The sequence below is a fragment of the Yersinia nurmii genome (genome assembly GCF_001112925.1).
Classification (GTDB): domain Bacteria; phylum Pseudomonadota; class Gammaproteobacteria; order Enterobacterales; family Enterobacteriaceae; genus Yersinia; species Yersinia nurmii.
Genome location: NZ_CPYD01000005.1, coordinates 20,644 through 32,978, shown reverse-complemented (window position 1 = coordinate 32,978; position 12,335 = coordinate 20,644). Strand labels below are relative to the sequence as shown.

Genomic DNA, 12,335 nt, shown 5'->3' with positions numbered 1-12,335 from the left:
CCAAGATAGCATGGCATCCTGAGCAAGCTCGTAGGCCTCGCGCTAAGCACGGGAGCAGGGCTGTGGTGACTGCCAACCCTGCTTGAAAGCTTTCACGGTAGGTGAGGAGAAACCGAACTGTTACGCTTTGAGGCCTGTATCCAATTCCAACCTTCAGCAGCTTAAATACGCTCTTAAGATCAAAATCAAACCGAACCTCTCTTAAACAGCCCCTCAATTCGCTGCAACATATTGCTGGCGCTGTAGTAATCCAGGCGGAAAGTATCGTTACCCATCGCATAAACGCGGTTCTGCTGGAGTGGCGGTAAGTGGGAGAGAAACTTATTCGCTTCCAACGCCTCTATCGCGGGCCTATCGCCAGAGAATAGCAGGAAGGTATTGCCGGTTAGCCCTTCCGCCAGCTTTTCGCCGCCTAACTGAATGATATCTTTACGATGTCCCATACTGGTATTACCTAGTACAGATTCAGGGACAGTGGCTAGCGTAAAGCCCAGCTCCAATAATAACTTTCCCTGCGCCGAGTTTGCAGTCCATAGGTTGGCGGTTTGCCCCCCAGCCTGATACACAAAGGCTGAAACCGGTTGTGGCGGTAGCGTAATACTGTTTTTTACCTGATCCAGACGTTTGGCAAAGTCGCTAATTACTCGTTCGGCATCGGCTTTGTGGCCGGTAGCATGACCCAGCGTTAGCGCCAGTTCCTGCCAGCTTTTATCGTCGTAATTAATTACCAGAGTTGGAGCAATGGCTGAAAGCTGCTCGTACAGCTTCAAGGCTGAATCACCGCCGGTAGCTGAAATGATAATCAAATCAGGATTCATACCGGCCACCGCTTCTGCATTCGGCTCAGTTTGGTACATAGGCACCAGATTGCGGGCTTTTGCCTCTTTTGACCATTGAGTAAAGAAGCCCAGATCGTCAGCAACCGTGGTGTTAGGAACGGTTGCGCCCGTACCAATAACCGGCGCATTGATTGCCAACAAAGTACCAGTCATAGTAATGCTTGTAGAAACAATGCGTTGCGGTTCTTTCTCAAGCTGCACATCGCCTCTGGCGGTATGAACCGTGCGTGGCCATTGACCATTGGTTTCGCTGGCTGGCGGCGGCGTAGGGGAAATCTGGGTCGTTTCATCCGCCGGTTTACATCCGCTCAAGCCCAAAAGAGCCAGCAAGCAAAAAAAGACCGGAAAGGCTACGCGGCGGGCTTTCGGCGTAATGCTATGAAAAAAAAGGGACATGGCTTAGTTGAATCTCCTATTTTTCTGGCTTGTCCATATAATCAAAAATGATTAGTGGGACATTTACATACATTGACAATGTAACTGCTTCGTCGTAATTTACCACGCTTAAAAGGGAATGATAGTAATTATTATTACCATTACTATTTACATCGTGGTGGAGGTTTTTGTGGCACACAGTGGCACTGAAGAGCGTTTGGATAACCCACTTTTTTCAGCGACTTCCTCAGCGTTTTTATTCACTTCAGCATATCGGAGTATAAAAACACAGGGGGTGGCGGAACGAATCACTCAACGAGCACAAGGCGGTGCGGAATACCCCGGTACGCTACAAGAATCGATCCAGAAGGCATTTATCAAAGCGCGCGCCGATGGTCTGCAACGTCCTATCGTTGTCGGCGCTATTCCCTTCGATATTAGCCAGCCTACCCAGTTATTCATTCCTCAATCCTATCAATTTCTCGATCGTCAGGAACTGGTTTCTGCTGCACCAGATACATCAGAAGACCAGGTTTCTGTCGCTAAGTGGCGTAGTCTGCCTAATGAGGACGGCTTTAAACAGGCGGTTTCTCAGGCGGTTGAAACCTTTCGTCGAGGGGCAATCCATAAGGCGGTATTGTCGCGAATTTTAGAGATTGAAACTGAGACACCGATCAATCCTAATCGAGTTATCAATCACTTATTACGCCAAAATCCAGGTGCGTTTCATTTCCACATTCCTCTGAGTAAAGGCGGTGTGTTGCTGGGCGCTAGTCCGGAACTGCTGGTACGTAAGGACGGCGATCGGGTTTATACCAACCCCTTAGCCGGTTCGGCAAAACGTCAAGCAACGGCAGAAGGCGATCGTGTGGTTTCTCAAGCCTTAATGAATTCCGGAAAGGATCAGTATGAGCATCGCTTGGTTATCGATGAAATTCGCCGCTTACTGACGCCGTATTGCCGCTCGTTAAATATCCCGACTCAGCCTTCCCTGATTAGCACCGCCGCACTGTGGCACCTTTCTACTGCTATCAGCGGCGAGCTGGAAAGTGCCCAAACCTCGGTGTTGGAACTGGCTTGCCTATTACATCCAACGCCAGCGCTCTGTGGGTTCCCAACGGAATCAGCTCGTCGGTTAATCAACCAGTTAGAGCCTTTCGAACGCGGATTATTCAGCGGTATCGTCGGCTGGTGTGATGAAGACGGCAACGGTGAGTGGGCGGTAGCGATTCGCTGCGCAACGCTGCATGACACTCAGGCGCGCCTGTTTGCTGGGGCCGGAATCGTGATGGCCTCACAGCCAGCGCTAGAGTGGGCCGAAACCGAAGCTAAGTTAGGCACCATGCTGAATGCATTGGGAATTCAATCACAGGGACGCTTGCCATGAGTATCGAGTTTACCCGTTGGCCTGCGGAGTTTGCGCGTCAATATCGCGAAAAAGGCTATTGGATTGATTTACCGCTGACGGATGTGCTGTCCAGACAGTGCCAATGGCGTCCACAGGCAATGGCGGTGATTTGTGGTGAACGCCAGTTCAGCTATGCCGAAATGAATCGTGCTTCGGATCGACTGGCCGCCAGATTAACCGGTCAGGGACTGGGGCATGGTGATACGGCTTTGGTGCAATTACCCAACGTTGCCGAGTTTTATTTGGTGTATTTCGCGCTGTTGAAAATCGGCGTGGCACCGGTAAATGCCTTATTTAGCCACAATCGGTTGGAGCTGAATGCTTACGCTGAACAAATTCAGCCGCGCCTGTTGATTGCCTCCGCCAGCCACGCTTTGTTTGGTGACGCGGCCTTTACGCAGCAATTGCAGCAGTCAGTGCCTTCTCTTGAATTCGTGGTTATTGATGGTGCGAATGATTATGCGCCATTGTTGCCGGCCATGCTGTATGAAGAATTAGACGGCGAGTTGCCTGATTTCTCACCGACTGCAGCGGATGAAGTCGCCTTTTTCCAACTTTCCGGTGGCAGTACCGGGACGCCGAAACTGATTCCGCGAACTCACAATGATTATTACTACAGCGTCAGAGGCAGCGTAGATATTTGTCAAAATGATGAAAATACCCGCTATCTGTGTGCGCTGCCTGCGGCGCATAACTATCCGCTCAGTTCGCCCGGCGCATTGGGTATTTTTTATGGCGGTGGCTGCGTAGTTTTAGCTCCAGAACCAAGCGCTATGAGCTGTTTCCCGCTGATTAAACGTCATCAAATCACCATGACCTCATTGGTTCCGCCGGCTGTATCTCTGTGGCTGCAGGCTGCCGAGCATTTTGGCTCAGAGGATCTCGCCAGCCTGAAACTGTTGCAGGTCGGCGGCTCCAAACTGAGTGAGTCTCTGGCACGGCGGATTCCGCAGGTACTGGGCTGTCAGTTGCAGCAAGTACTGGGAATGGCCGAAGGCTTGGTGAATTACACTCGTCTGGACGATAGCGACGAGCGTATTTTCACCACGCAGGGCTGCCCTATCAGCGCCGATGATGAAGTTAGGGTGCTGGACAGTGCCGGTCAGCCAGTTGCTCTGGGAGAAGCGGGAGAGTTAGTCACTCGCGGGCCATATACTTTCCGTGGCTATTACCGTAGCCCAGAACACAATGCGAAAGCCTTTGATGATGAAGGATTTTATCACTCTGGCGATTTAGTAAAGATGACCGAAGATGGCTACCTATGCGTTGTTGGGCGTGAGAAGGATCAAATCAATCGCGGGGGCGAAAAAATTGCCGCCGAAGAGGTCGAAAATCTGCTGTTAACCCACGAGAGCATCATCCACGCTGCGCTGGTGTCGATGCCTGATGAAATGCTGGGTGAAAAAAGCTGTGCTTTTGTGGTAACTCGCGATGCCAGCCTCAAACCGCTCCACTTACGCAAATATCTGCGTGGCATCGGCGTGGCGGAATTCAAGCTGCCGGACCGATTTGAAATGGTCGATAGCCTACCGGTTACACCGGTCGGGAAGATCGACAAACGACTACTGCGACAAACCATTCAGACCCAAATCAGCATCAGTGAATAAGGATTTTTTCATGGCGATTCCAACTCTTTCTGCTTATCAGCTGCCACAGGCAGAACATGTTCCGGCAAATAAAGTGGGCTGGCAGTTCGATCCGACCAAAGCCGTGCTGCTGATTCACGATATGCAGGACTACTTTGTCAGCTTCTACGGTGATAATAACCCAATGATTAATCGTGTGATCGACAATATTGCCGACATTCGTCGCTACTGTAAACGTCAGGGCGTACCGGTGATTTATACCGCCCAACCTAATAATCAAAGCCCGGAAGATCGGGCGCTGCTGAATGACATGTGGGGCGCGGGTTTAAATGATCATCCGGCCAAGCAGCGGGTAGTGAGTGCGTTAACGCCGGATGAAGACGACGAGATTTTGGTGAAATGGCGCTATAGCGCATTCCATCGCTCGCCGTTAGAGCAAATGATGAAGGAAATGGGGCGTGACCAGTTGGTGATCTGCGGTATCTACGGCCACATTGGCTGCATGATTACTGCAACGGACGCTTTTATGAAAGATATTAAGCCGTTTATGGTGGCGGACGCGGTGGCTGATTTCTCGCTGGAAGAGCATCTGATGGCGCTGAAATACGTGGCGACGCGTAGCGGACGTGTGATTTTCACTGAGGAACTGCTGGGTGAAGCAAACCAAAGTGATAATAGATTCAGCAAAGAAAGCTTAAAAGCACAGCTCCTGGCGCTGATTGACGAAAATGCCGAAGACTTTGATGAAGATGAAAATTTGATCGATTACGGCCTGAATTCCGTTCATATCATGGCGCTGGTGACCGAATGGCGTCAGCAAGGCATTGAGCTAAGTTTTGTCGATCTGGCGAAATCTCCAAGCTTAAACGGCTGGTGGGCACTGTTTGAGAAACATCGGGCGGCTGGGGCGAAATAATGGCTGGCACAATGGCACAAATGGATTTCACCGGTAAACGTGTGTGGGTGACCGGTGCGGGTCAGGGCATCGGTTTTGAAACGGCTAAATTATTCACGGCGCTGGGCGCGGAAGTATTTGGCTTGGATAAAAACTTTCCCAATGAAGAATATCCTTTCACTACGGCAGTGCTGGATATTAGCCAGCCAGTGCAGGTGGCGGACGTTTGTGAGCAACGGCTTGAGGTTGTGTCCGGCATCGATGTGTTGGTGAACGCGGCGGGTATTTTGCGTATGGGAGAAGCTGAAGCCTTGAGTCTGGATGACTGGCAGCAGTGTTTTGACGTCAACGTTTCTGGCGCTTTTTATCTGTTAAAACAGCTTATTCCGGTGTTCAAGCGGCAGCGATCCGGCGCGATAGTCAGCATTGGCTCAAATGCGGCTCATGTGCCGCGTATGCAAATGGCCGCTTACTGTGCCTCTAAAGCGGCGCTAACCAGTTTCAGCCATTGCGTTGGGCTGGAGTTAGCGCCTTATGGCGTGCGCTGCAATCTGGTTTCGCCAGGATCGACTGATACCCCAATGCAACGCGGAATGTGGCAAACGCCAGACGCCGAGCAGCGCACCATCGCCGGCTTTCCTCAGCAGTACAAGCTCGGAATCCCGCTGGGGAAAATCGCTACGCCTGCGGAAATTGCTCAAACGGTGGCGTTTTTGGCTTCAGATTTAGCTAGCCATATTACGTTGCAGGATATGGTCGTGGATGGTGGCGCAACTCTGGCGGCCTGATGGATTATCCGATGGAAGAAACGGTCACTGACCTGATCGAGATCTGGAATCGATTAACACCAGATCGTATTGCGGCAAGGAATGCCCAACAGGGAATCATAAGCTATTTTCAGCTGGAAAGAGATGCGAATCGTATTGCTAACTGGCTGAATAAACAGGGAATAGGTGAGCATTCAAGGATCGGTGTGCTCACCGGTAGCGATCCCTATTTTCTGGTGGCACTGCTGGCGGTGTGGAAAGCCGGAGCCTGCTACGTGCCGCTGGATATGGATTACCCGCTTGGGCGACTTAGCCATATGGTCGCCGACGCTGGGCTAAGCGTGATTCTTGGCGTTGGCAGCGGTGATTCACTGGCGCTGTGGCCCTGTGCCCGCTATTTCGATATAACTTCTTCCGGATTTCTTCGCGGTATTCAACGCTGGTCGGGCAGCCAACCGCCACAGGTGGTTCGTCGTCCCCAGCAGTTGGCTTTAATTATCTATACCTCCGGTTCCACAGGCGTGCCGAAAGGGGTAATGATCGAACATGGCGCTTTGGCTAATTTATTGAAAGATCATGCTAAAGGGTTGGAGGTTACCGCCAACAGCCGGGTGTATAACGCCTTATCTCTGGCGTTTGACGCGGGTAATATGGCCGCTTTGTTACCGTTAATCTGCGGAGGAGAGTTGGCTCTTGGCAGCGGGGAAACCGCGGCTATTGTCAACAGCCGCAGCAGCCACTTATTTTTACCTACCGCATTGTTAGCTCGTCTTGATGTTCAGGCCGAAGGGTTACCGCCGCTGATTGCTATCGGGGGCGAGGATTGCCCACAAAATCTGGCCGAACGCTGGGCAGATCGCGTAGCGCTTTATAATCTGTACGGCCCGGCGGAATGTACGGTAACGGCTCTTTATGGGCGAATTTCCCTTGGCCAGCAAGTTCATGTTGGTCAACCGGTTACTGGAAATCAGGCCTGGATTTTGGACCGAGACGGTGCCGAATGCTTGCCGGGGGAAGCGGGGGAGCTTTATCTCTCTGGCCTCGGGCTGGCGCGGGGATACCTTAACCAACCGCAGCTAACCGCCCAGCGATTTATCGAATGGCAGCCAATACCGGGCCAAAGGTTACGCTTGTACCGTACCGGCGATAAGTTCAGAAAACTGCCTTGCGGGCATTATCAATTTTTAGGGCGTATAGAAGAAGAGGTCCGAATCGGCGGCTATCTGATCGATATTGCCGAAGTGGAATCACAGTTGATCCGCGTGTGCCCGTTATTACAGCAGGTCAAAGTGGTTGTTCAGCGATTGGGTTCTGAGGAAAAACTGTTGGCATTTGCGACTCTATGTCAGTGTTATCCGGTCTGCGCGCCGGAGCCTTGTCGTATTCTCTGTGATTTGGCCCACAGACTGCCGGAATATCTGATTCCCAGTCAGCTACATTTGCTCAGTGAAATGCCGCTCACCCCAAACGGTAAGCTGGATGAAAAGCGTTTGCCGAGACTGGCAGCGAAAACCACTCTGGTGTGAACCTCATTCATTCACTGACAGATAAATAAAATCCTACCTCGCTCAGAGTCAATATTTTCCAGATTGGCTCTATTCATCATGATAAAAATACAGTATCAAGGATGGATATTCGTAGCGAAGCTGATTCACTGAGGGGCTGGCATGTTTTTTGTTTATGGCGAAACCGAGATTCAGCATCTCAAAAAACGCGATAAAAAGATGGCTGCGGCCATTGAACGCTTTGGCATGTTACAACGCCCAACCAATCCCGATTTGTTTGCCGGATTAGTGCAATATATTGTTGAACAACAAATATCGGTAAAAGCGGCGCAAACCGTTAATACGCGCTTGCAGATATTAGCCGGAAATATTACGCCTGAACGCATTCTGTTATTGCCTGATGAAGAAATACAGCGCTGTGGCATGACAATGAAAAAAGCCCAATATATTAAAGGGGCAGCAGAGTCGGTGCTGGTCGGAGAGCTGGATCTGACGAACATTCATAGCCGAAGCGATGAAGAAATCATACGTACTCTTTCCGGATTAAACGGCATTGGCATATGGACCGCAGAGATGCTGCTAATTTCTTCACTGGCGCGTCCAGATGTCGTGAGTTGGGGAGATTTGGCTATTCGCCGCGGAATGATGAATTTATATCGTCATAAAGAACTGACTAAAGCGCGCTTTGAACGTTATAGAAAACGTTACTCACCCTATGGCACCACCGCCTCTTTGTATCTTTGGGCTTTATCCAAGGATGACTGAAAGATAATTCCGCTCGCGGGATTGAAATATTAAAGTCTTTTCACTCCAAACTTGAATGAAAAAGCAAGAAGCGGAGTGTTTGACCGTTTTCTCTGAATTAATCTGGCTAGCACTGGCGGGACCGAAATTTCAAACGGTAACGCCTTAACGATTCCATTCGTCGAGGGTTAACGATTATGAATGCTAGACAAAATTTCAAGAGCGATCGGGCGCGTTGGCTGGCCATTGTCCAGCGAAATAAAGACGCCGATGGCACTTTTATATATGGGGTAAAAACCACCGGCATTTATTGTTTACCGTCTTGCCCATCCCGTCAGCCTCGGCGGGAAAACGTGGTGTTTTTCGCGAATACGTTAGCGGCTGAAGTAGCAGGATTTCGCCCGTGTAAACGTTGCGGTGGTGTTCAGGCAGATCAGCAGCACGAAATAATTGCCAAAGCCTGCCGCTATATTGAAAAGTCCGATCATATTCCAACGTTAAATGAACTGGCTGATTATGTGGGGCAGAGCGCATATCATTTTCACCGACGATTTAAAACGGCAATTGGCCTGACGCCAAAAGGCTACGCTGAAGCTTTACGTAATCAGCGGATGCGTCAGCAATTGGCGCAAACGGATTCTATTACCGACGCTATTTTCGAAGCGGGCTATCAATCGAATGCACGTTTCTACCATAAATCTAATGCCATGCTTGGCATGACGCCTAAGGCATTCCGTCGTGGTGGAACCGGTACTACTATTTATTTTGCCGTTGGCCTGTGTTCACTGGGCGATATTCTCGTGGCGAAAAGTGAACGGGGAATTTGCGCGATTTGGATGGGAGAGAGTGCGCAAAAGTTAGTGCAAGAGCTGCAAGATAAGTTTCCTCACGCGATTTTAATTGGCGGGGATGAAGCTTTTGAAATCCTGATGGCTCAGGTGGTGGGGTTTATTGAAACGCCAGAAATTGGCCTGGATTTACCATTGGATATTCGCGGAACGGCTTTTCAGCAGCGAGTTTGGCAAGTTCTGCGAGAAATCCCGTTAGGTACCACGGCAAGTTATAGCCAAATTGCCGATAAAATTGGTTTACCAAAGGCGGTACGCGCCGTTGCCGGAGCCTGTGCCGCTAATATGCTGGCTGTGGCGATTCCTTGCCATCGGGTCGTTCGTCAGGATGGCGCGTTGTCTGGCTATCGTTGGGGTGTTGAGCGCAAGAGAGCGCTGCTGAAAAAGGAAGCGAAACTATAAATAAAGGGCTTCACGATTCTACTAAAGTGTAATCGCCTTATTTATCGCTAATAAGATAATTATTAGCCACTATTTATCTATAATGGCTTCAGCTGACCAGAATGTATCAAAATAATTTGTTGGTTATTTATTCCGCAAGAAGAGTTATTTGCTCTGTCAAATGAAATTTATTATTTTTTTGAACGCGCCGATGATTCCCTCCTTTTCTTCGTGAGCGTTAAGTCTTCGTCATTTTTTGTCAATTTCAGCTAACTCTGTAAGTTTTAAAGGAAAAAATATCAGTAACATTGAGAAAAATAAGGTTTTTTTTCATAATAACTTCGTCAGTTTTTGTCAGCAAAAATAGCCATTCAGCGCCTATTTCCACCTGATTCTTCATTGCATCACGTAATTACATAGGTTATTACTTATATAGTTACATAAATTTTTTTGATGACTGCTAAAGCAATTAACTCTTTCTGGCTTTACACAGTGGAATGAAAATGAATACAAGGGAGTAAATAATGGGATTACGCAAAAGAAAGGTAAAACCTATGCAAATCAATGATATAACTATCATTGATGACACCAAGCTGAAAAAGGCAATTACCGCGGCTGCGTTAGGCAATGCCATGGAATGGTTTGATTTTGGTGTTTACGGTTTTGTCGCCTTCGCACTGGGGCAGGTATTCTTCCCCGGAGCCGATCCCGGAATTCAAATGATCGCCGCATTAGCGACCTTTTCCGTACCTTTTTTGGTTCGCCCACTTGGCGGCATATTCTTTGGTGCCCTCGGCGATAAATTTGGCCGGCAAAAAGTTTTGTCCGTCACCATTATTATTATGTCGGTCAGTACTTTCTGTATTGGCTTAATTCCGTCCTATGCATCCATCGGAATTTGGGCACCGATACTGCTGTTATTGGCTAAATTGGCCCAAGGCTTTTCTGTCGGTGGTGAATATACCGGTGCGGCTATTTTTGTTGCTGAATATTCTCCGGATAGAAAGCGCGGTTTCCTCGCGAGTTGGTTAGATTTCGGTTCCATTGCCGGTTTTATATTAGGTGCCGGAGTGGTTGTTCTGATTTCCAGCATTGTCGGTGAAGCTAATTTCCTTGAGTGGGGATGGCGTATTCCGTTCTTTATTGCAGCTCCACTAGGTTTGATTGGTATTTATCTGCGCCACGCTCTGGAAGAAACGCCAACCTTCCAACAGCATGTCGAGCAAATGGATAGCGATGCGCGCAATAATATTACTCAACCGCCAAAAGTTTCTTTCCGTGAAATTCTAACGAAACAATGGAAAAATCTGATCATATGCGTTGGTATGGTTATTGCCACTAACGTTACTTACTACATGCTTTTAACCTATATGCCGAGCTATTTGTCTCATAGCCTGCATTATTCGGAAGATCACGGTGTACTCATCATCATCGCTATCATGTTAGGTATGTTGTTTGTTCAGCCAATTATGGGATTGATGAGCGACAGATTTGGCCGCAAACCTTTTATCGTATGCGGAAGTATTGGCCTTTTTGTTTTGGCAATTCCATGCTTCATCCTGATTAACAGCGGCGTGATTGGCCTGATATTCTGTGGATTGTTGATTCTGGCCGTATTGTTGAACTGCTTTATCGGCGTAATGGCTTCAACTTTACCTGCAATGTTCCCTACGCACATTCGTTACAGTGCATTGGCTATCGCTTTTAATATATCGGTAATGATTGCGGGGTTGACTCCAACCATTGCCGCGTGGCTGGTTGAATCCACTCAGAATCTCTTTATGCCAGCGTATTATTTGATGGTGGTAGCGGTTATAGGTTTGGTTACAGGGATATTTATGAAGGAAACGGCGAATAAACCGCTGAAAGGCGCTACGCCAGCAGCCTCAGACCGAGCAGAAGCTAAGGAAATCCTGCAAGAGCACCATGATAATATTGAGCAAAGTATTGAAGATATCGATCAGGAAATTGCTGAGCTGGAGAAAAAAAGAAAGAACCTTATCGCACAGCATCCCGATATAAATTAATCATAAGAAGTCTGTTAAAAAGTCAGCTACTAAATGGGCTGACTTTTTTATTGCCTGATTTTGGCATTTTATTATCAGCATTTGCGTAGTTATATTTAGTCATTCTGATGAGATCGGGTGGTAAATAATTAACTGGGAAGTAGAAACTAGCTTAGGAAGTCAACTTTGGCTGTCGGTATATCTACATGTATTACTGGCTCCCCTATGGCAAGTAATCTTGCTCTTCCAGAGGAGCTTGCTAGCGTAAATGAAGTTTCCCTGATGGTGCCCTGGTGAGGCACAATATGACTTATTCAACGTACAGGACTATTATGTTTATCGTCTGGGTTTAGCTAAGTACGCGCCCTGTTCTTACAAACATAAGTGATTTTTACTGCTACGGCAAAGGGTGAGATACACCCTTGTAATTAAACGGGAAAAGTGTTAACAAATCCTATTCTGGATAAGCATTTACTTAACATGTAATATTATTAGCATTGAGTGGTATGTGGAAGATATGAAATTAAATATAACGGATGTACCTAATCCGCAAGATGAAGAATATGTTATTGATAGCTTATGGGCGCATAATGACAAATATGACAAAGTCGATATTCACCCGTTGTTCCTAACAATTACCGACGAAGACAATAAAATTGTTGCCGGACTGGTAGCCAGAACCTGGTGGGGCGGCCTGGAGGTACAATATCTTTGGGTGAGTGATGATTTCCGTAAGCAAGGTTACGGCAGAGAGTTGATGCTAAAAGCAGAGGCAGAAGCCATTAACCGAGGCTGTCATATGGCCTATGTTGATACCTTCAGTTTTCAGGCTCAGGAATTTTATGAAAAATTAGGCTATCGGGTATATGGAGAATTAGGAGAATACGCCCATAAACACACTCGATACTATTTAGCAAAAAACCTTTAATTCGCCATAAAATATGAGGTTGAAGTGAGTTCATTCAATAAAAGTAATGAATC

The 12,335-nt window shown here is 48.0% G+C and carries 10 protein-coding genes; 9 read left to right on the top strand and 1 reads right to left on the bottom strand.

Translation table 11 applies throughout. The features are described from left to right. Positions 1–185: 185 nt before the first annotated feature. Positions 186–1,235, bottom strand: coding sequence for a Fe2+-enterobactin ABC transporter substrate-binding protein (gene fepB / locus AD970_RS07810; protein WP_049597752.1), 1,050 nt, complete (start codon positions 1,233–1,235; stop codon positions 186–188). 118 nt (positions 1,236–1,353) lie between these two features. Here fepB and AD970_RS07805 point away from each other — a divergent pair, with 118 nt between their 5' ends. The 9 genes from AD970_RS07805 to AD970_RS07765 all read left to right on the top strand — a co-directional run bounded on the left by AD970_RS07805 (position 1,354) and on the right by AD970_RS07765 (position 12,282). Continuing rightward, positions 1,354–2,601: an isochorismate synthase gene (locus AD970_RS07805; protein ID WP_084728135.1), complete on the top strand. Its 1,248-nt coding sequence runs from the start codon at positions 1,354–1,356 to the stop codon at positions 2,599–2,601. Beyond that, entirely contained in the window at positions 2,598–4,229 is a 1,632-nt protein-coding gene (locus AD970_RS07800; RefSeq protein ID WP_049597751.1) for a (2,3-dihydroxybenzoyl)adenylate synthase, read from the top strand. Before AD970_RS07805 ends, AD970_RS07800 begins: the two co-directional genes overlap by 4 nt. A 10-nt stretch (positions 4,230–4,239) precedes the next feature. Then, entirely contained in the window at positions 4,240–5,124 is an 885-nt protein-coding gene (locus AD970_RS07795) for an isochorismatase (RefSeq protein ID WP_049597750.1), read from the top strand. Continuing rightward, positions 5,124–5,891 carry a 2,3-dihydro-2,3-dihydroxybenzoate dehydrogenase gene (gene dhbA / locus AD970_RS07790; protein ID WP_328286832.1) on the top strand — a complete coding sequence of 256 codons (768 nt, stop codon included), beginning with the start codon at positions 5,124–5,126 and terminating at the stop codon, positions 5,889–5,891. Before AD970_RS07795 ends, dhbA begins: the two co-directional genes overlap by 1 nt. Further along, positions 5,891–7,396: an amino acid adenylation domain-containing protein gene (locus AD970_RS07785; RefSeq protein ID WP_049597749.1), complete on the top strand. Its 1,506-nt coding sequence runs from the start codon at positions 5,891–5,893 to the stop codon at positions 7,394–7,396. The genes dhbA and AD970_RS07785 overlap by 1 nt, the downstream gene beginning before the upstream one ends. 141 nt (positions 7,397–7,537) lie before the next feature. Then, on the top strand, positions 7,538–8,140 hold the full coding sequence (locus AD970_RS07780) for a DNA-3-methyladenine glycosylase family protein (protein WP_049597748.1): 603 nt from the start codon (positions 7,538–7,540) through the stop codon (positions 8,138–8,140). Positions 8,141–8,316: 176 nt separating this feature from the next. Then, positions 8,317–9,369, top strand: coding sequence for a bifunctional DNA-binding transcriptional regulator/O6-methylguanine-DNA methyltransferase Ada (ada, locus tag AD970_RS07775; RefSeq protein ID WP_049597747.1), 1,053 nt, complete (start codon positions 8,317–8,319; stop codon positions 9,367–9,369). A 503-nt stretch (positions 9,370–9,872) separates the two neighbouring features. Beyond that, on the top strand, positions 9,873–11,375 hold the full coding sequence (proP, locus tag AD970_RS07770; RefSeq protein WP_049597746.1) for a glycine betaine/L-proline transporter ProP: 1,503 nt from the start codon (positions 9,873–9,875) through the stop codon (positions 11,373–11,375). A gap of 496 nt (positions 11,376–11,871) precedes the next feature. Continuing rightward, on the top strand, positions 11,872–12,282 hold the full coding sequence (locus AD970_RS07765) for a GNAT family N-acetyltransferase (protein WP_049598093.1): 411 nt from the start codon (positions 11,872–11,874) through the stop codon (positions 12,280–12,282). The last annotated feature ends 53 nt before the right edge of the window (positions 12,283–12,335 follow it).